Origin of the sequence: Pseudomonas alvandae (assembly GCF_019141525.1) — a bacterium.
GTDB classification, from domain to species: domain Bacteria; phylum Pseudomonadota; class Gammaproteobacteria; order Pseudomonadales; family Pseudomonadaceae; genus Aquipseudomonas; species Aquipseudomonas alvandae.
The window spans coordinates 693,011-712,968 of the sequence record NZ_CP077080.1; the positions used below are offsets into that span (position 1 = coordinate 693,011).

Sequence of the window (19,958 nt, forward strand, 5' to 3'; positions counted from 1 at the left end):
GGATGGCTGGCAAAAAAATCACCGAAAAAGAAGGCAGCTCGTGGGCCGGGAAGATTGAAAAGTACTCCCGCAAAATCTGGCTTGCTGGTTTAGGCGTGTACTCGAAGATCGACACTGACGGCAGCAAACTCTTCGAGTCCCTGGTTAAGGACGGCGAGAAAGCCGAAAAACTCACCAAGACGGCGATCGGCAAACAAGTCGATGCGGCTGCGGTCTCTGCCGAGTCCGCCAAGTCGAGAATCGGCGGCGTGAAGGATCGGGCGATGGGCAAGTGGGACGAGCTGGAGGGGGCTTTCGACAAGCGCCTGAACAGCGCGATTTCCCGCCTGGGCGTGCCGAGCCGCAATGAAGTCAAGGAACTGCACAACAAGGTCGACACCCTGACCAAGCAGATCGAAAAACTCACCGGCGCGAAAGTCACGCCAGTCGCGACCAAGGCTACAGCCACCAAGACGGCGGCGGCCAAGCCTGCGGCGAAGACGGCAGCCAAGCCACTGGTCAAGGCTGCGGCCAAACCGGCAGCGAAAGCCGCCGCCAAGCCCGCGGCCAAAACCGCAGCGGCGAAACCGGCAGCGAAGGCAGCGGCCAAACCAGTAGCGGCCAAGGCAGCAGCCAAACCCGCCGCTAAGCCTGCGGCCAAAACCGCGGCCGCCAAACCTGCCACCGCCAAGCCGGCAGCCAAGCCAGCGGCAAAAGCGCCGGCCAAACCAGCGGCGAAAGCAGCAGCCAAACCCGCCGCAAAACCTGCCGCAGCGAAAAAGCCTGCCGTGAAAAAACCGGCCGCACCCAAAGCAGCCGCACCCAAGGCGCCAACCGCCACCACCAAACCGGCAACACCTCCGGTGAGCGCGGCGAACTCCGCCTCGGCTCCGGCCCCGGTTGCCACGCCAACACCTGCGCCGACCCCATCGACGCCACCCACCCAGTCCTGATCTCCAGGACTAAAAAACGCCCGGCCTGTTGAGGCCGGGCTTTTTTATGCGTGTGCATTTGGATGCACTGCAGGTTCAACTTGTGGGAGCGAGCTTGCTCGCGATGGCGGTGTATCAGGACACATTGTCGTTGAATGTGCCGCAGTCATCGCGAGCAAGCTCGCTCCCACAATGGGGGCTGCCACTGCAGTTCGTTATTCGTGCTCTTCCAGATACCGCAACGCCATCTGCTCGGTCGCGACCTTGATCGCTGGCGGCAGGTGCGGCGCCACCAGCATCATGATCTGGTAGACCACCAGGCGAACGTCGCCTTCGCGATCCAGGATTCTTTGATAATCCAGCGAGAACAACAGGGTCATGGTGATCTGCTCCACCAGTTGCCCCAACGCCTGGGTGTCGCTGACCAATAACCCTTGGGCCTTGAGCTGCGCCAGCAATGAGGCCAGGGTCCGCTTCAGGGCGTTGAGCAACTGTCGGATACCCTTGGCCAGTTTCGGCAGGCGCCCGGCCAGGTTCGACAGGTCCTGGAACAAGAACCGGTATTGGGCCAGGCGTTCGACGATCAAGTGCAAGAACAACCAATAGTCCTCCGGCGCCAATTGCGCATCGGCAGGCGGGTCCAGCAATGGTGCCAGCTCGGCCTGGAATCGCTCGAACAACCCGAGGATCAGCGGCTCCTTGCCATGGAAGTGGTAGTAGAGATTGCCAGGGCTGATCCCCATTTCATTGGCGATTTCCAGGGTGGAAACGTTCGGTTCGCCCTTTTCGTTGAACAACTGCAGGGCACATTCGAGGATACGGTCGCGGGTTTTCATCCGGTCTTCTTGGTGATGGAGTTGTTCCACGGCCAACAGCGTGGCCGTGGGATAGGGTGTTCAGCGGACTCGCACGTAGTTTCCAGGCGCCGCTTCCAGGGGCGGGTAGTTGGCGTTACCCAGGTCCATCCGGGTTTCGTGCTGGGCACCGGAGCGCTCCTGGATCCAGCCCAGCCATTGGGTCCACCAACTGCCCTCGATGTGCTTGGCGTCGTAATACCAGGCCCGTGGGTCGCCGCTCAGCTTCGGATTCTCGATGTAGTTGGCCTTGGGGTTGCCTGGCGGATTGAGGATGCTCTGGACATGGCCGCTGTTGGACAAGACGAAGCGTCGATCACCTCCCAGCAGCAGCGTCGAACGATAGACCGCGTCCCAGGGCGTGATGTGATCGTTGATGCCGGCCACGCTGAAGCTGTCCACCGTGACTTTTTGCAGGTCGATCGGCGTGCCGCATACCTCCAGGCCGCCCGCGTGGGTCAGCGGGTTGTGCTTGAAAAAGTCCAGCAGGTCGCCGTGATAGGCCGCCGGAAGCCGGGTGCAGTCGTTGTTCCAGTAGAGGATGTCGAACGCCGGCGGCTCCTTGCCCAGCAGGTAATTGTTGACGAAGTAGGTCCAGATCAAGTCGTTGGGGCGCATCCAGGCGAATACGCGAGCCATGTCGCGGCCGTCGAGAATGCCCTTCTGGTAGGAGCGGCGCTTGGCGGCCTCGAGGGTCTGTTCGTCGATGAACAGCGTGGCCGGGCTTTCGATTTCGCTGTCCAGCAGGCTCACCAGGTACGTGGCGCTGGCGACCCGGCGCAATTGACGCTTGGCTTGCAGGTGGCCTTGCAGCGCGGCGATGGTCATGCCGCCGGCGCAGGCGCCCATCAGGTTGACTTCACGCGCGCCGGTGATTGCCCGGCAGACGTTCATGGCTTCTTCCGTTGCTTCGACATAGCTGGACAGGCCCCATTCGCGATGGCGCACATCGGGGTTGCGCCAACTGATGATGAACACTTGCAAACCATTTTTCAGCGCGTATTGGACGAAGCTGTTGGACGGGCTGAGGTCGAAAATATAGAACTTGTTGATCTGCGGCGGCACGATCAGCAGCGGCCTTGCGTACTGCTTTTCGCTCATTGGCTTGTACTGGATCAGCTCCAGCAACTCATTGCGAAACACCACCGCGCCGGGGGTGGTTGCGAGGTTCTTGCCGACTTCGAAGGCCTGGGGCGTGACCTGCCGGGGCAGGCCGTCGTTGTGCAACAGGTCGTCCACCAGGTGGCTGAGTCCGCGGATCAGGCTGGTGCCGCCAGAGTTGAACAGCTCCTTGATCGCCAGAGGGTTGAGCAACGTGTTGGAAGGCGATACGGCGTCGTTGAGCAAGGAAAAAGTGAAATGCGCGCGGGCACGATCATCCGGGCTCATGTCACTTTCGTCGATCCAGCTCTTGACCTGTTTTTGCCAGCTCAGGTACGCCTGCAAGCTACGACGATAGAACGGATTGAGCTGCCACGTGGGATCGGCGAAGCGCTTGTCTTCGGGGTTGGTGGGGTGCAGGGTTTCGCCCAGCAACACTCGGCCCAGTTGACTGCCCAGGCGCAACGCGTGCCGCACGCTGTGCACCGGGTTGCGCAAGCCATGGGCGGCAACGTTGCGCAGGGTGGAAAGCAGGTCGCTGCCCCGCAAGCCGGTGACCGCGCTTTGAGCATTGATGAAACTGGCAGGGGCGGGCATGGAACCCTTCGCCGGTCTGTCGCGCATGAGTCAACTCCTTCGTCATCAAGCTAAAAACAAACACACCGAACCAGACAACATAGTCGCTGTTTCGGGTAGTTGCGTGATCCGGCGTCCTGCCAGGCGCTAATGAGGGTGTCAGCCGCCACCCAGCGGCGCGGGATGCGGATGCATGACCGCGCGCTGACGTTCTTCCTCCAGAAATTTCATGATGATCGGTGCCACGGCCTCGGCCCGCGTAATCAGGAACAGATGGCCGTCATCGATGATATGCAGTTGCGAATTGGGGATGCGCCACGCCAGCATGCGCATGTTGATCAAGGGGATCAGCGGGTCGTCGTCACCGGCCAGGATCAGGGTCGGCTGGTGGATCTTGTGCAGCCAATGGATGCTGGTCCAGCCAAGTCCCGCGAAGAGTTGCCAGTAATAACCGAGCTTGCCCGCCGAACGTACCTTGGCGGCGTGGCGGGCCGCCAGGCTAGGGTCGCGGCGGAACGAGCCGCCATAGATCAGCGGGGCGATCCGCATCACATGGGACGGCTGCACGTAGCGCCGGGGGCTGGCCATCATCCACAGCACCTTCGGCTTGCCCGGCACCATCACCGCACCGGCGGCGGTCGCCGCCAATACCAGCTTCTTGCAGCGCTCGGGATAGTCATGGGCAAACTGCTGTGCCAGGGCGCCGCCCCAGGACACGCCGATCACGTTCACCTGGCCATAGTCCAGGTAATCAAGCATCCGCGCGGTGAGCTTGGCCAGGCCAGGAAAGCGATAGGGCCGGTTCGGTGTCGACGAACCACCGACCCCGGGCACGTCGAAGGCAATCACTTCCAGGTCCGGGTCCAGGGCCTCGATGAACGGAAACACCAGTTCCAGGTTGGCGCCGATGCCATTGAAGATCAGCAGCGGCGTCAAGTGAGGCTTGCCGGGACGTACCGCGGTGCGCAAGGTCTGGCCATCCAGATCGACGGTACGGAAGATGTACGGTTGCGGCATGCTTCAAGCCCTGTGGGTCATGTCTCGGGTTACCAGTGTTCGGTCTGTGAGACCGAGTCGCAGCCTTCGCGAGCAAGCCCGCTCCCACGTTGAAATGCGGGTCCCTGTGGGAGCGGGCTTGCTCGCGAAGACGGCCTTGCATCCACTGTTGATGTCGGCTGCCTGGGCGCTTTCGTGAGCATCCCTTCCCAATACCAGACCAGTTGTATCAGTCACCGCTCATGCACATACGTACCCGGCGCCGCTTCACCGGCCACGTAGGTCTTGTTGCCCAGCACAGTCGGTGCCTTTTTCAGCTTGCCCGAGCGCTCGGCCTGCCAGGCCTGCCAGTGCAGCCACCAGGAGTCGGTGTGCTTGGTGGAGTTCTCCATCCAGTCCTCGGCCTTGGCCGGCATGTCCTCGCTGGTCATGTAGCGCGACTTGGGGTTGCCTGGCGGGTTGAGGATGCTCTGGATGTGCCCGCTGCTCGACAGCACGAACTCCACCTTGCCGCCAAACAACTGCGCCGACTTGTAGCAGGATTTCCACGGCGTGATGTGGTCGTTGGTACCGGCCAGGGAAAAGATGTCGGCAGTCACCTGCTTGAGATCGATCGGCGTGCCGCACACTTCCAGCGCGTTGGGCCGGGTCAGCGGGTTGTTCTTGAACATCTCGATGAGGTCGCCATGGAACGCCGCCGGCAGCCGCGTCGTGTCGTTGTTCCAGAACAGGATGTCGAATACCGGTGGTTCGTTGCCCAGCAGGTAATTGTTGACCCAGTAATTCCAGATCAGGTCATTGGGACGCATCCAGGCGAAGACCTTGGCCATGTCGCGGCCTTCCAGCACGCCGGCCTGGTAGGAATGGCGCTTGGCCGCTTCCAGGGTCTGTTCATCGACGAACAGGGCCACGTCGGTGTCCAGGGTGGTGTCCAGCACGCTCACCAGCAACGTCAGGGCATTGACCTTCTTCTCGCCCAGCGCGGCGTAATGGCCGAGCAGCGCGGTGCAGGTAATGCCACCCGAGCAGGCGCCCAACATATTGACGTCCTTGCTGCCGGTGATGGCCGTGACCACGTCCACCGCTTCCTTGAGCGCGTCGATATAGGTCGACAGGCCCCATTCGCGTTGCGCCTTGGTGGGGTTGCGCCAACTGACGATGAACGTCTGCACATTGCTGCGCAGGCAGAAGCGCGCCAGGCTCTTGTCCGGGCTCAGGTCGAATACGTAGAACTTGTTGATCTGCGGCGGGACCACCAGCAGCGGTCGCTCATGCACTTGTTCGGTGATGGGGCGGTACTGGATCAATTCCAGCACATCGTTGCGAAAGACCACGGCGCCTTCCGTCACGCCCAGGCTCTTGCCGACTTCGAATGCGCCCATGTCCACTTGGCTCGGCATCCCGCCGTTGTGCACCAGGTCCTTGGCCAGGTGGGACAGGCCATCGAGCAGGCTCTTGCCACCGGTTTCGAAGAAGCGCTTGACCGCCGCCGGGTTGGCCGCCGAGTTGGTCGGCGCCATGGCTTCGGTCATCAGGTTGATCACGAAATGCCCACGACTGATGTCCTGGGGCGAGAGGCTGCTGTCGTCGATCCAGTCGTGCAGCTCCTTGCGCCACGCCAGGTAGGTTTGCAGATAACGTCGATAGAGCGGGTTCTGGCTCCAGGCCGGATCGGCAAAGCGTCGATCATCGCTGGAAGGCTGCAACTCCGATTTGCCGAACAGGACTTTCCTGAGTTCGGCGCCGAAGTGCGCCACGTGCTTGACGCTGTGCAGCGGTTGTTTGATGGTCTGGGTCAGCACCATCCGGGCAGAGGCCAGCAGGTCTTTCCTGCGCAAGCCGACGACGGGATTCAAGCCGAGGGTGTTTTCCGAGGCTTGGTACTTCAACTCATCGTTGTTCTTGTTGCTCATCTACGACGCTCCATTGTCCTTCAGACGAGTACCGGGACCGTGCCGTGAAGCCGCAAGGCAATACCAGGTACGCTGCTCGGGTGACCATAAATTCCGCATCGAGGGCAATGAGGAAACGTGTGCCAGGAACTCGCCGGTTCCTTTGCAGGGAACTTGCCAGCTCCATTGGTTACCCGAGTTTAATTTTTTTCGCAAGCAGGCCAGTCATTGACGTTGCTGCGCGGGCATTCAAGCAGATGAGTCTAGAAAATTCGCCCTAAAGCGCCAGCCCTTGAGCTAGAGCATCAGCTTGACGACGGACTCGTTCGGGTCGCGGGTTTTTCCGGCGGCCTTGAGTTCGGCGAGATAATCGTTCCACAGGTCTTCCTGGCGTACCGCCAACTGGTACAGGTAGTCCCAGGTGAACAATCCGCTGTCATGGCCGTCGTCGAAGGTCAATTTCAGTGCGTACTGGCCGGCGGGTTCAACCTTGGTCAGGCCGACGCCGAGCTTGCCGTATTGCAGGATGGGCTTGCCGTGGCCCTGGACCTCGGCGGAGGGCGAGTGTACCCGCAGGAATTCCGCAGGCAGGTGGTACTCCTCGTCTGGCGCGTATTTGAGCGTCAGGGTCTTGGAGGCTTTGTGCAGATTGATGGCGGTGGGGAATTTGGTCATGGGATCGTCAGTCTCGTGAGGCCTGTGGCGAGGGGATTTATCCCCGTTGGGCTGCATAGCAGCCCCCTGAAAAGCTGATCACATCAACTTAATACACCACGGTGGCAGGCTTTAGGGCTGCTTCGCAGCCCAGCGGGGATAAATCCCCTCGCCACAAGAGCTCGCTCACACTGGGTGTCGTTTACAGGATATACCGCGACAGGTCTTCGTTCTCCGCCAGTTCGCCCAGGTGGCTGTTGACGTACTCGGCGTCGATGCGGATCGGCGCTTCGTCGTGGGCGCTGGCCAGGTCGCCGGCACTGAACGAGACTTCCTCCAGCAGGCGCTCAAGCAGGGTATGCAGGCGACGGGCACCGATGTTTTCGGTCTTCTCGTTGACCTGCCAGGCGATCTGCGCCAGGCGCTTGATGCCTTCGGGCGTGAACTCGATGTTCAGGCCTTCGGTCTTGAGCAGCGCGCAGTATTGCTCGGTCAGCGACGCATGGGGCTCGCTCAGGATGCGTTCGAAATCTTCCGGCGACAGCGCCTTGAGCTCGACACGGATCGGCAGGCGGCCTTGCAGCTCCGGCACCAAGTCGCTTGGCTTGCTCAGGTGGAACGCGCCGGAAGCGATGAACAGGATATGGTCGGTCTTGACCATGCCCAGCTTGGTGTTGACGGTGCAGCCTTCGATCAGCGGCAGCAGGTCGCGTTGAACGCCTTCGCGAGACACATCGGCGCCACCGACATTGCCGCGCTTGGCAACCTTGTCGATCTCGTCGATGAACACGATGCCATGTTGCTCGACCGCCTCCAGCGCCCTGGCCTTCAACTCTTCTTCGTTGACCAGGCGACTCGCCTCTTCATCGCGCACCAGCTTCAGGGCTTCCTTGACCTTGAGCTTGCGGTTTTTCTTCTTGCCCTTGCCCATGTTGGCGAACAGGCTCTGCAACTGGTTGGTCATTTCTTCCATGCCCGGCGGCGCGGAAATGTCGACGCCAGCCATCTCGGCCACTTCGATCTCGATTTCCTTGTCGTCCAACTGACCTTCACGCAGGCGCTTGCGGAACAGTTGGCGGGTGTTGGAATCCTGGGTCGCGGCGGAGTCCGCGTTGAAACCCATGCGCGCTGGCGGCAGGAGCGCATCGAGGATGCGTTCCTCGGCGGCGTCTTCGGCGCGATGGCGAACCTTGGTGATTTCCTGTTCGCGCAGCAGCTTGATGGCGGCGTCGGCGAGATCACGAATGATCGACTCGACGTCGCGGCCCACATAGCCGACTTCGGTGAACTTGGTGGCTTCGACCTTGATGAACGGCGCGTTGGCGAGCTTGGCCAGGCGACGGGCAATCTCGGTCTTGCCGACACCGGTCGGGCCGATCATCAGGATGTTCTTGGGCGTCACTTCGACGCGCAGTTCTTCAGGCAACTGCATACGGCGCCAGCGGTTACGCAGGGCAATGGCGACGGCGCGCTTGGCATCGTCCTGGCCGATGATATGGCGATTGAGTTCGTGGACGATTTCGCGGGGAGTCATGGACATAGTATTTGGCGGTCCTCAAGCGGGAGTCTGGGCCTGGACGGGCTTACTCCGCGAGGTCCTGCTCCTCAATGGTCTGGGTGTGGTTGGTGAAGACGCAGATGTCGCCGGCAATGCCCAGGGCTGTCTCGACGATTTCGCGGGCCGACAGATCGGTTTTCTTCAGCAGGGCGCTGGCGGCGGCCTGGGCGTAGGCGCCACCGGAGCCCATGGCGATCAGGCCGTCTTCGGGCTCAACGACGTCACCGTTGCCGGTGATGATCAGCGAGGCGTCCTTGTTGGCGACTGCGAGCATGGCTTCGAGGCGGCTCAGGGAGCGGTCGGTACGCCATTCCTTCGCCAGTTCGACGGCGGCACGAACCAAATGGCCCTGGTGTTTCTCAAGCTGGCCTTCGAAACGCTCGAACAGGGTGAAGGCGTCGGCGGTTGCCCCGGCGAAACCGGCGATGACCTGGCCGTGGTACAGGCGGCGGACTTTCTTCGCGTTGCCTTTCATCACGGTGTTGCCCAGTGAAACCTGGCCGTCGCCGCCCATGACGACTTTGCCGTGACGGCGGACTGAAACGATGGTGGTCAAGGGAAGAGTCTCCACGCAGCGGGGCGAAAATGCCCGGATGGAACTCATATTGGGGGTGGCGTGGGTTTTTTCAACTGTGGGGTGGGGGAGGGGATGAGTGGTGCGCTGTGATTGTTCCGCGACCCTGTGGCGAGGGGATTTATCCCCGCTGGGCTGCGAAGCAGCCCTAAAATCAGAGAACGCGGTGCATCAGACTCACCAGGTCCACTGCTGTTGGGGTCGCTGCGCGACCCAGCGGGGATAAATCCCCTCGCCACAGGATCGCGGTCGCCTGCCTTCAGCGGCTTTGGCGTTGTTGTAACAACAGGTTGCTAAACCCGCTGCCGGCCAGTTGTTTCTGGGCCTTGGTCAACTCTTCCCGATTGCTGAACGGTCCGACCAGCACCCGATACCAGGTCTCGTCCTTCACCGTCCCGGATTCCACCGACACCGATTGGCCCAGCAGGATGATCTGCGCTCGCACCTTGTCGGCGTCAGCTTCCTTGCGGAACGAACCGGCCTGCAGGAAGAACTTCGTCACTGGCGCTGCTTTCTGCACAGGCGGCGCGGGTGGCGGCGTGATGCCGGCCAAGGCCGCCTGGGCGCGGGCGGTGTCGATCTTTGCCGCTTCGGCCGGGGTCACTGGTGTGGTCGGCACCTGGGGCACTTGCGGCGTCGGCAGGGTTTTCTCCGGCACGGCGTCAGGCGGCACGATGACTTCCGATTCCGGCAGCAAGGTATAGAAGTCGTACTTCGGCTTCACTGGCTGCGTCGGGCTCGGCGGCGTCTTGTTGGCCTCGGCGATCCGCGTGGCTTTCTGCTGCTCTTGCCGGACGCGCTTGACGTCATCGCCCTGGCCCGGCTCCAGCTTCATCAAGAAGACAATGAAAGCGCCGACCGTCAGGCCGATGGCCATCCACAACCAGCCCGGGATCGGCTTTTTCGCCGGGGGCTGGTAACGACTGGCGCCGCGTTTGGGGGCGGGTTTTTTCTTGGCGGCCAACTTACATGCGCTCCAGCGTTTCCAGGCCCAGCAGTTCCAGGCCTTGCTTGAGCGTGCGTCCGGTCAGTGCGGCGAGGCGCAGGCGGCTCTGCATCTGTGCCGGTGTCTCGGCGCTGAGGATCGGACAGTTTTCGTAGAAGCTGGAGAACAGGCCGGCGACGTCGTACAGGTACGCGCACAAGGTATGCGGCGTGCCCTTGTCGGCGACGTTGTTCAGTACTTCACCGAACTGAGCGAGCCTGGCTGCCAATTCCTGCTCGTGGGCGGCCTCGAGGACGATCTGGCCTTCCACTTCGTCGAAGTCCTTGCCGAGCTTGCGGAACACCCCCGCCACTCGGGTGTAGGCATACAGCAGGTACGGCGCGGTGTTGCCTTCGAAGTTGAGCATCAGGTCGAAGTTGAAGCTGTAGTCGCTGGTGCGGTGCTTCGACAAGTCGGCGTACTTCACCGCGTCGATACCGACGACCTTGGCGATGTTGCGCAGCTCGTCTTCGGCCAGGTCCGGGTTCTTGCCCTTGACCAGGCTGTAGGCGCGGTCCTGGGCTTCGGTCAGCAGGTCAATCAGTTTTACGGTGCCACCGTCGCGGGTCTTGAACGGACGGCCATCAGCGCCGTTCATGGTACCGAAGCCCATGTGTTCCATTTCCATCGGGTGGGTCACGAAGCCGGCCAGCCGGGCCACTTCGAACACCTGCTGGAAGTGCAGGGCCTGGCGCTGGTCGACGAAATACAGCACCCGATCAGCCTTGAACACACGGTTGCGGTAGCGCACGGCCGCCAGGTCGGTGGTGGCGTAGAGGTAGCCGCCATCGGCCTTGACGATGATCACCGGCAGCGGCTCGCCATCGGCGGTCTTGAACTGGTCGAGGAACACGCACTGGGCGCCGTTGCTTTCCACCAGCATGCCCTTGGCGCGGAGGTCGTTGACCACGTTGACCAGGTCATCGTTGTAGGCGCTTTCGCCCATCACGTCGGCCATGGTCAGCTTGACGTTCAGCAGCTCGTAGATTTTCTGGCAGTGGGACAGGGAGATGTCCTTGAACTTGGTCCACAGCGCCAGGCACTCGGTGTCGCCGGCTTGCAGCTTGACCACCAGGCCGCGGGCGCGGTCGGCGAATTCGGGCGACTCGTCGAAACGTTGCTTGGCGGCGCGGTAGAAATTTTCCAGGTCCGACAGCTCGTCGCTGGTGATGGGGTTTTCCTGCAGGTAGGCCATCAGCATGCCGAACTGGGTGCCCCAGTCACCGACGTGGTTCTGGCGGATCACGGTGTCGCCGAGAAACTCCAGCACGCGGGCCACGCCGTCGCCAATGATGGTCGAGCGCAGGTGGCCGACGTGCATTTCCTTGGCGAGGTTGGGGGCCGAGAGGTCGACCACGGTACGCTGCAACGGGCCGGCCTTGCGCACGCCGAGGCGCGCGTCGGCCAAGGCCGCGTCGAGGCGCGAGGCCAGGGCCTGGGTGTTCTGGAAGAAGTTGATGAACCCGGGGCCGGCGATGTCAGCCTTGCTGACGTTTTCGTCGGCCGGCAGCGCGGCGATGATTTTTTCCGCCAGATCGCGAGGCTTCATGCCAGCCGGCTTGGCGAGCATCATCGCGATGTTGCTGGCGAAGTCGCCGTGGGTCTTGTCGCGGGTGTTCTCGACCTGAATCGCCGGCGACAGGCCTTCTGGCAGCACACCTTCAGCGACGAGTTGGGTGATGGCTTGCTGGATGAGCTGGCGAATGGTGTCTTTCATGGTCTTCTCTTTCAACCGCAGGCGCGGCGGCGCTTCGATGCGCTGGTGGAAAAACTGGGCATTATCCGTGGCGCGGGCGAGCTTGCCAACTGTAGCGGGTTGGTTGGGGGTGTGTGGTGATTATTCTGGGTGGCCCGGATGTACGCGATCCCCTGTGGGAGCGAGCTTGCTCGCGATAGCGGTCTGGCATTCAATATTCATGCAAGCTGACCCGCCGCCATCGCGAGCAAGCTCGCTCCCACAAGGGCTAGATTAGCGATCCATTAATACAAATCCACCGGATCCACATCCAGCGACCAGCGCACCGCCCGCCCGCTGGGCATCTGTTCCAGCGCCAGCAGCCATGCACTCAGCAGCCGATGCAACGGCGCCCGGGCATTGGCTTGCAACAGAAGCTGCGCGCGATAACGCCCGGCCCGCCGCTCCATCGGAGCCGGAACCGGGCCCAATAGTTCGATGCCGGTGAGGTTCTGCTCCGCCAGCAGCCGTTCCGCCTCACTGCACGCTTCGTCCAGGAAACCTTCCGCCTGCCCCGGTTTATGAGCCTCGGCGCGCAACAGCGCCAAGTGCGCAAATGGCGGCAACCCGGCGCCACGGCGTTCGCTCAGCGCCTGTTCGGCAAAGGCGAAATAGCCCTGCTCGGTCAGTTGTATCAGCAGCGGATGATCCGCCAGGTGAGTCTGGATGATCACTTTGCCCGGTTCCTCGGCGCGTCCGGCGCGGCCTGCGACCTGGACGATCAGCTGCGCCATGCGCTCGCTGGCCCGGAAATCACCGGAGAACAGCCCGCCGTCGGCATCCAGGATCGACACCAGCGTGACCCGGGGGAAGTGATGCCCCTTGGCGAGCATTTGCGTGCCCACCAGGATGCACGGCTGACCCTTCTGGATGGTGGCGAACAGATTGTTCATCGCATCTTTTCGCGAGGTGCTGTCGCGATCCACGCGTAGTACGGGATAGTCGGGAAACAAGATCCCCAGCCGTTCTTCGGCGCGCTCGGTGCCGGCGCCCACCGGACGCAAGTCCACTTTCCCGCACTGCGGGCAGTTCCTCGGCACGCGTTCGGAGTGCCCGCAATGGTGACAACGCAGCTCGCCGTAACGCTGATGCACGGTCATCCGCGCGTCGCAGCGTTCGCAACCGGACATCCAGCCGCAATCATGGCACAGCAAGGTCGGGGCAAATCCCCGGCGATTGAGAAAGACCAGCACCTGTTGCCCGGCGGCCAGGGTCTGGCCGATGGCTTGCTGCATCGGTCCGGAGATGCCGCTGTCCAGCGGACGACTTTTCACATCCAGGCGCAGGAAGCGTGGCTGCTTGGCGCCGCCGGCCCGTTCGTTGAGGCGCAGCAGGCCGTAGCGACCGGTGTAGGCGTTGTGCAGGCTTTCCAGGGAAGGTGTGGCCGAGCCAAGGACGATGGGAATGTTCTCTTGTCGGGCCCGCACCAGCGCCAGGTCGCGGGCGTGGTAGCGCAGGCCTTCCTGCTGTTTATAGGAACCGTCGTGCTCTTCGTCGATGATGATCAGGCCGGGGTTTTTCATCGGCGTGAACAGCGCCGAGCGGGTGCCGATGATGATATCGGCCTCGCCGTCCCGGGCGGCGAGCCAGGCTTCCAGGCGTTCGCGGTCGTTGACCGCCGAGTGCACCAGGGCGATCCGTGCATTGAAGCGCTGTTCGAAGCGCGCCAGTGTTTGTGGGCCGAGGTTAATTTCCGGAATCAGTACCAGGGCCTGCTTGCCGGCTTCCAGGGTCTGGCGGATCAGCTGCAGGTAGACCTCGGTCTTGCCGCTGCCGGTGACACCCGCCAACAAGAATGCGTGATAGCTGTCGAAACCTGCGCGAATCGCCTCGCAAGCGGCCCGTTGTTCGGCGTTTAGCGGCAGTTCTGGCTGGGCCAGCCAGTGTTCGTGGCGCTCGCCTGGGGCATGGCGGCGAACTTCCACCTGGACCAGGTCCTTGGCCAGCAGCAGGTCGAGGCTGTCCTTGCTGAGCATCAGTTTGCTCAATAACTGGTGGGCCACGCCGTGGGGATGCTGGGCCAAGGTCGCCAGGGCTTCGCGCTGGCGCGGTGCGCGGGCGATACGCGGGTCGTCCAGTGAGGCGCCTGGTGCCACCGACCAGAACCGCTCCTGGCGTGCCTCGGCCGGTTCGCCCTGGCGCAACAGCACCGGCAGGGCCCAACTCAGGGTGTCGCCCAGGCTGTGCTGATAATACTGGGCGGTCCACAGGCACAACTTGAACAGCGACGCCGGCAGCGGCGGCGTGGCATCGAGCAGGGCCAGGGCTGGCTTGAGTTTATCCACCGGCACTTCGCTGTGGTCGGTGACTTCCACCAGGATCCCGATCATTTCCCGCCGGCCGAACGGCACCCGCAGGCGCATGCCCGGCTGCAACTGGGCGCGCAGGACCCCGGCCGGAGCGCGGTAGTCGAACAGGCGGCGCAGGGGCGAGGGCAGGGCGAGGCGCAGGATGGCGTCGGGCACGCGGGGGATCTCGGTAGGCAAACAAGTTCGCAAGGCTGAGCGCTATTCAATGTGGGAGCGAGCTTGCTCGCGATGGCGTCAGTTCTGTCACATTGATGCTGACTGAATCGCCGCTATCGCGAGCAAGCTCGCTCCCACAGGGATTGTGCTTGAGGGCGCGAGCCTAGCAGACGGTTGGTACAAGGCATAGCTTGCGCGAATGACGATGTCTGGTAGAATCCGCGGCCTAATTACGTGCGGTATTCAACAATAGTGTTGGGTGGCGGCACGCTAGCCTGAGGAAAACACCATGAAAACCGATATCCATCCAGACTATCCAGTTGTGGCCGTAACCTGCAGCTGCGGCAACAAGTTCGAAACCCGTTCGACCTACGGCAAAGCCCTGGCGATCGACGTTTGCAACGAATGCCACCCGTTCTACACCGGTAAGCAAAAGACTCTGGATACCGGCGGCCGCGTTCAGAAGTTCGCCGATCGTTTCGGTGCTTTCGGCGCGAAGAAAGCCTAAGGCTGATTATCTTGGAAAGTCGTTCCGGCTATTCCAGGCTAATGAAGAAGGCGTCCCTAGTGGGCGCCTTTTTTGTGCCTGCGATTTGGTTCTGTGGTGCCCAGGCGTCCTGCCCCCTACCGGGCAAGCTGCCTGAAGTGGTGGTGCAGCGGGTGGTGGATGGCGACACGTTGTATCTCCAGGACGGCCGTCGTATCCGCATGATCGGTCTCAACAGCCCGGAGCTGGGCAAGCGCGGGCGTGCTGACGAACCGTTCGCCGTGGCGGCGCACCAGCGACTCGAGGCGCTGGTGGCTGCCAGTGCCGGCCGGGTCAAGGTATCGCCCGGTGAAGATGATCAGGACAACTACGGACGCACGCTCGCCCACGTCTATGACCGTCAGGGCCGCAACCTGGAAGAACAACTGATTGCCGAGGGGCTGGGCTTCCTGGTGGCAGTCGCGCCCAATGTCGATCTGGTCCAGTGCCAACAGGCGGCGGAACGCCAGGCGCGACAGGCCGGGCTCGGTATATGGAAAAAGTCTCCCGTCACGCGAGCGGAGCAAATCGACGCGGCCGGCTTTGCATTGGTCCGCGGTCGTGTAGACAGCGTGCAGCGCAATCGCGGCGGCATCTGGATGGAAATGCAGGGGGCGGTTGTCTTGCACATCGCCCCCGATTTGCAGCGTAACTTTGACGCTTCGATGCTCAAGCGCCTGGAAGGCCGGACAATCGAGGCGCGCGGTTGGGTCGTCGATCGCTCCCGGCGTGGGGCGCCAAAGCCCGGGCAGGCGCGATGGATGCTGCCGGTGACCGATCCGGCGATGTTGCAGGCGCTCCCCTGAGAAAAAAATTGTAGACATTTATGCTGTCGATTGTATGCATCAAGCCCTTGTGTTTCGCTGCTCTTGGCCCAAAGTCGTAGGGCAGGGCGCTTGACAGGAGTGACTGGTCAGTCTTGTAGGGACTTTGCGAGGCGCGTATCCTCGGCGGTCCGTCTGTCCAACACAGTAAAAAGCGGAATGCCCACATGTCTGATCTGAAAACTGCCGCTCTCGAATATCACGCTAATCCTCGTCCGGGTAAGCTGAGTGTCGAGCTCACCAAGGCCACCGCTACTGCCCGCGATCTGTCGCTGGCCTACAGCCCCGGCGTAGCCGAACCAGTCCGCGAAATTGCTCGCGACCCTGAACTGGCCTACAAGTACACCGGCAAGGGCAACCTGGTTGCAGTCATTTCCGATGGCACCGCGATTCTCGGCCTGGGTAACCTCGGCCCACTGGCTTCCAAGCCGGTCATGGAAGGCAAGGGTGTTCTGTTCAAGCGTTTCGCCGGCATCGACGTGTTCGACATCGAAGTCGACTCCGAAAGCCCACAAGCCTTCATCGACACCGTCAAGCGCATCTCCATCACCTTCGGCGGCATCAACCTGGAAGACATCAAGGCACCTGAGTGCTTCGAGATCGAGCGCGCCCTGATCGAACAGTGCGACATCCCGGTTTTCCACGATGACCAGCACGGTACCGCGATCGTAACCGCGGCCGGCATGATCAACGCCCTGGAAATCGCTGGCAAAACCCTGCCGGAAGCCAAGATCGTCTGCCTGGGCGCCGGCGCTGCGGCCATCTCCTGCATGAAGTTGCTGGTGAGCATGGGCGCCAAGATCGAAAACATCTTCATGGTTGACCGTACCGGCGTGATCCACTCCGGCCGTGACGACCTGAACCAGTACAAGGCCGTGTTCGCCCACGCGACCGACAAGCGCTCCCTGGCGGACGCGCTGGACGGCGCCGACGTGTTCGTTGGCCTGTCGGGCCCGAACCTGCTGAGCGCGGAAAACCTGCTGCGCATGGCGCCGAACCCGATCGTGTTCGCCTGCTCGAACCCTGATCCGGAAATCTCCCCGGAGCTGGCTCACGCTACCCGCAACGACGTGATCATGGCCACCGGCCGTTCGGACTACCCGAACCAGGTCAACAACGTACTGGGCTTCCCGTTCATCTTCCGTGGTGCCCTGGACGTTCGCGCCAAGCGCATCAACGAAGAAATGAAAGTCGCTGCCGCCAACGCCCTGCGTGAACTGGCCAAGCTGCCGGTACCGCAGGAAGTGTGCGACGCCTACGGCGGCATCAAGTTGGAATTCGGTCGTGAGTACATCATCCCGAAACCAATGGACGCCCGCCTGATCACCCTGATCTCCGACGCCGTGGCCAAGGCCGCCATCGAGACGGGTGTTGCAACCCTGCCGTACCCGAAGAACTACCCGCTCAAGAGCGTGGATGACGTGTTCAACGGCTAAGCTGTTGTAGCGCTTCAACAAAAAGCCCCGGCTCGTGTGAGTCGGGGCTTTTTTGTGGCTGGGTTGTATGGGTGGAAACCCTTTGCTGGGCAAGTCGAAAATCTGTGGCGAGGGGATTTATCCCCGCTCGGCTGCGTAGCAGTCGTAATTTGGTTTGCGCGGTTCAACTATTGTTCCGCGCAGTCTGGATTTGGGGCTGCTGCGCAGCCCAGCGGGGATAAATCCCCTCGCCACAGAATCCGCACGGCATAAAAAAGCCCCGCGCTTCTCTCGAAGGCGGGGCTTTTTGGAAGGGGCCGGTCAGAACAGATCGATCGGCGCCGCTTCGTCCGCCGGTAGCGGGCTGCCCGGCGCTACACCGTTGCCCAACTCGTTGACCGAAGGCGGGGTGTCTTCGCTCTTGAACAGTTCGAAGTACGCGCCTGGCGTGCCTGGCGTGGCGGCGCGGCCGCTGACCGGGTCGACCCGCAGGCTGAGGATGCCTTCCGGTTCAGGTTGGGTGTGCGGCGGCTTGTCCTTCAGGGCGGCGCCCATGTAGCTCATCCAGATCGGCAGCGCCACGGTGCCGCCGAACTCGCGGCGACCCAGGCTTTCTGGCTGGTCGAAACCGGTCCAGACGGTGGTCACGTAATCGGCGTTGTAGCCGGAGAACCAGGCGTCCTTGGATTCGTTGGTGGTGCCGGTCTTGCCCGCCAGGTCAGTGCGACCCAACGCCAGGGCGCGGCGGCCGGTGCCGAGCTTGATCACGTCCTGGAGCATGCTGTTGAGGATGTAGGTGGTGCGGCCATCGACAATGCGTTCAGCGACGGCGGGTGCTTGCGGCAGGCCTGGGGCCGTGGTGGCTTCGCCTGGCGTTGCATTGACCGTGAAGGTCTCGGTGGCCGGCGCGGCGACGCCGTCGCTGGCCTGCTCGCCCGTAGGCACTCGCGGCGGGTTGGCGACAAACAGCGTCTCGCCATTGCGGCTTTCGATCTTGTCGATGATGTACGGGGTGATCTTGTATCCGCCGTTGGCGAATGTGCTCCAGCCCGTGGCGATTTCCATCGGCGTCAGGGTCGCGGTGCCCAGGGCCAGGGACAGGTTGCGCGGCAGGTCCTGCTTGTTGAAGCCGAACTTGCTGATGTAGTCGATGGTGCGATCCACGCCCAGGGCCTGCAACAGGCGGATCGACACCAGATTGCGGGACTTGTACAGCGCCTCGCGCAGGCGAATCGGGCCGAGGAAGGTATTGGTGTCGTTTTTCGGCCGCCAGACCTTGTCCAGGTATTCGTCGACAAACACGATCGGCGCATCGTTGACCAGGCTGGCGGCGGTGTAGCCGTTATCCAGCGCAGCACTGTAGACGAACGGCTTGAAGCTCGAGCCCGGCTGGCGCTTGGCCTGCAAGGCGCGGTTGTAATTACTCTGCTCGAAAGCGAAGCCGCCTACCAGTGAGCGGATCGCGCCGTCCTGAGGGTCGAGGGACACCAGCGCGCCCTGGGCGGCCGGGATCTGGCTGAACTTGAGCGAGTTGTCCGGCTGGCGCTGTACCCGGATCAAGTCGCCGACCTGCGCCACATCCGAAGGCTGGCGAGGATTGGCGCCCATGCTGTTGGTGTTGAGGAACGGACGGGCCCATTTCATGGTGTCCCAGGCCACGTGCTCTTCCGACTCGCCATTGCGCGTCAGTACCTTGATGCCGTCCTTTTCCACCTGGGTGACGATTGCCGGTTCCAGGCTGCTGATGGTGCGCTGCTTGGTCAGCTCCAGGGCCCAGGCCTCCTTGGTCTTGCCTGGCAGGCGCGACTCGGGGCCACGGTAGCCGTGGCGCTGGTCGTACGTCATCAGGCCTTCATGCAGGGCGGTATTGGCCATTTCCTGCAAGTTGCTCGGCACCGTGGTGGTGACGCGGAAACCTTCGGTATAGGCGTCGCTGCCATAGCGCCCGACCATTTCGGCCCGGGCCATCTCGGCGATGTAGGGGGCGTTCACTTCCGGCGTCGGTACGTGATAGCTGGCGTTCAAAGGCTCGTTGATCGCGGCGGTGTAGTCGGCTTCGCTGATCTTGCCGAGCTTGTACATGCGCCCCAGGATCCAGTCGCGACGTTCCTTGCTGCGCGCCGGGTTGGCCAGCGGATTGAAGCGCGACGGTGCCTTGGGCAGGCCGGCGATCATTGCCATCTGCGCCAGGCTCACGTCGCGGATCGACTTGCCGTAATACACCTGCGCTGCGGCCTCGATGCCATAGGCGCGGTTGCCCAGGTAGATCTTGTTCACGTACAGCTCGAGGATCTCGTCCTTGGTCAACTGCCGCTCGATCTGCAGGGCCAGGAGAATCTCGGTGGTCTTGCGCGAAAAGCTGCGTTCGCTGGTCAGGAAGAAATTCTTGGCGACCTGCATGGTGATGGTGCTGCCGCCGGACTGGATGTGGCCACTCTTGACCAACTGGCTGGCGGCGCGCATCAGGCTGCCCGGATCGACGCCATAGTGGTTGGCGAAATTGTCGTCTTCAGCACTTAGTAACGCATTGATGAAATTGGGCGGAATGTCGGCGAACCGGATCGGTGTGCGGCGCATTTCGCCAAATTCGGCGATCAACTTGTTGTCGCTGCTGTACACCCGCAAAGGAATCTGCAACTGAATACTTCTCAGCGCCTCCACGGACGGCAATCCCGGACTAAGGTAAAGAAACGCACCGCTCAGACCCAGGAGCAGTCCGCAGAAAACGGCGACGATGGACCATCCGAAAAATTTCAGCAGACGAATCAAGGCTTTTGGATATCCAGGCAAAGAATGAAAAAGGCGCCAGGTGCAGCGAAGGACCCGTGCCAGCAACAAAGCGAAAAAAAACGCTGGGCATTATAAGCATTTTTTTTCGTCGGGAACGCCATC

Annotated in this window: 15 protein-coding genes; 4 read left to right on the top strand and 11 right to left on the bottom strand. The window is 62.1% G+C overall.

All coding sequences use genetic code 11. The annotated features are described in order from the left end of the window. Nucleotides 1-2 precede the first annotated feature (2 nt). Nucleotides 3-932 (top strand): phasin family protein, encoded by a 930-nt coding sequence (locus KSS97_RS03075; RefSeq protein WP_198797402.1) that lies wholly within the window; start codon nucleotides 3-5, stop codon nucleotides 930-932. A 194-nt stretch (nucleotides 933-1,126) separates the two neighbouring features. On the opposite strand, the gene KSS97_RS03080 is transcribed toward KSS97_RS03075, so the two are convergent. The 10 genes from KSS97_RS03080 to KSS97_RS03125 form a co-directional block, all read right to left on the bottom strand. Further along, nucleotides 1,127-1,747 (bottom strand): TetR/AcrR family transcriptional regulator, encoded by a 621-nt coding sequence (locus tag KSS97_RS03080; RefSeq protein ID WP_198797403.1) that lies wholly within the window; start codon nucleotides 1,745-1,747, stop codon nucleotides 1,127-1,129. 60 nt (nucleotides 1,748-1,807) lie between these two features. Continuing rightward, nucleotides 1,808-3,490 carry a class II poly(R)-hydroxyalkanoic acid synthase gene (gene phaC, locus KSS97_RS03085; RefSeq protein ID WP_217861067.1) on the bottom strand — a complete coding sequence of 561 codons (1,683 nt, stop codon included), beginning with the start codon at nucleotides 3,488-3,490 and terminating at the stop codon, nucleotides 1,808-1,810. A gap of 111 nt (nucleotides 3,491-3,601) precedes the next feature. Next, entirely contained in the window at nucleotides 3,602-4,459 is an 858-nt protein-coding gene (gene phaZ / locus KSS97_RS03090; protein WP_030141002.1) for a poly(3-hydroxyalkanoate) depolymerase, read from the bottom strand. A gap of 212 nt (nucleotides 4,460-4,671) precedes the next feature. Beyond that, nucleotides 4,672-6,351 carry a class II poly(R)-hydroxyalkanoic acid synthase gene (phaC, locus tag KSS97_RS03095; protein ID WP_217861068.1) on the bottom strand — a complete coding sequence of 560 codons (1,680 nt, stop codon included), beginning with the start codon at nucleotides 6,349-6,351 and terminating at the stop codon, nucleotides 4,672-4,674. A gap of 276 nt (nucleotides 6,352-6,627) precedes the next feature. Continuing rightward, nucleotides 6,628-7,005 (bottom strand): gamma-butyrobetaine hydroxylase family protein, encoded by a 378-nt coding sequence (locus KSS97_RS03100; RefSeq protein ID WP_030141000.1) that lies wholly within the window; start codon nucleotides 7,003-7,005, stop codon nucleotides 6,628-6,630. 181 nt (nucleotides 7,006-7,186) lie between these two features. Further along, nucleotides 7,187-8,524 (bottom strand): ATP-dependent protease ATPase subunit HslU, encoded by a 1,338-nt coding sequence (gene hslU / locus KSS97_RS03105; RefSeq protein ID WP_217861069.1) that lies wholly within the window; start codon nucleotides 8,522-8,524, stop codon nucleotides 7,187-7,189. Between the two features lie 43 nt (nucleotides 8,525-8,567). Next, the gene (gene hslV / locus KSS97_RS03110) at nucleotides 8,568-9,098 is read right to left on the bottom strand and encodes an ATP-dependent protease subunit HslV (protein ID WP_003186641.1); all 531 of its coding nucleotides are present in this window, start codon (nucleotides 9,096-9,098) and stop codon (nucleotides 8,568-8,570) included. A gap of 277 nt (nucleotides 9,099-9,375) precedes the next feature. Continuing rightward, entirely contained in the window at nucleotides 9,376-10,080 is a 705-nt protein-coding gene (locus KSS97_RS03115) for an SPOR domain-containing protein (protein ID WP_030140998.1), read from the bottom strand. Nucleotide 10,081: 1 nt separating this feature from the next. Continuing rightward, nucleotides 10,082-11,818, bottom strand: coding sequence for an arginine--tRNA ligase (gene argS / locus KSS97_RS03120; protein WP_217861070.1), 1,737 nt, complete (start codon nucleotides 11,816-11,818; stop codon nucleotides 10,082-10,084). A 263-nt stretch (nucleotides 11,819-12,081) separates the two neighbouring features. Then, entirely contained in the window at nucleotides 12,082-14,301 is a 2,220-nt protein-coding gene (locus KSS97_RS03125) for a primosomal protein N' (protein WP_030140996.1), read from the bottom strand. Nucleotides 14,302-14,590: 289 nt separating this feature from the next. On the opposite strand from KSS97_RS03125, the gene rpmE reads away from it, so the two are divergent. The 3 genes from rpmE to KSS97_RS03140 all read left to right on the top strand — a co-directional run bounded on the left by rpmE (nucleotide 14,591) and on the right by KSS97_RS03140 (nucleotide 17,087). Continuing rightward, nucleotides 14,591-14,809 carry a 50S ribosomal protein L31 gene (rpmE, locus tag KSS97_RS03130; RefSeq protein WP_030140995.1) on the top strand — a complete coding sequence of 73 codons (219 nt, stop codon included), beginning with the start codon at nucleotides 14,591-14,593 and terminating at the stop codon, nucleotides 14,807-14,809. Between the two features lie 41 nt (nucleotides 14,810-14,850). After that, nucleotides 14,851-15,633 (top strand): thermonuclease family protein, encoded by a 783-nt coding sequence (locus tag KSS97_RS03135; protein WP_198797426.1) that lies wholly within the window; start codon nucleotides 14,851-14,853, stop codon nucleotides 15,631-15,633. A gap of 185 nt (nucleotides 15,634-15,818) precedes the next feature. Next, a complete protein-coding gene (locus KSS97_RS03140; RefSeq protein ID WP_030140993.1) occupies nucleotides 15,819-17,087 on the top strand; it encodes a malic enzyme-like NAD(P)-binding protein in 1,269 nt (422 codons plus the stop codon). A 300-nt stretch (nucleotides 17,088-17,387) separates the two neighbouring features. On the opposite strand, the gene KSS97_RS03145 is transcribed toward KSS97_RS03140, so the two are convergent. After that, the gene (locus KSS97_RS03145; RefSeq protein ID WP_187293336.1) at nucleotides 17,388-19,832 is read right to left on the bottom strand and encodes a penicillin-binding protein 1A; all 2,445 of its coding nucleotides are present in this window, start codon (nucleotides 19,830-19,832) and stop codon (nucleotides 17,388-17,390) included. Between the last annotated feature and the right edge of the window lie 126 nt (nucleotides 19,833-19,958).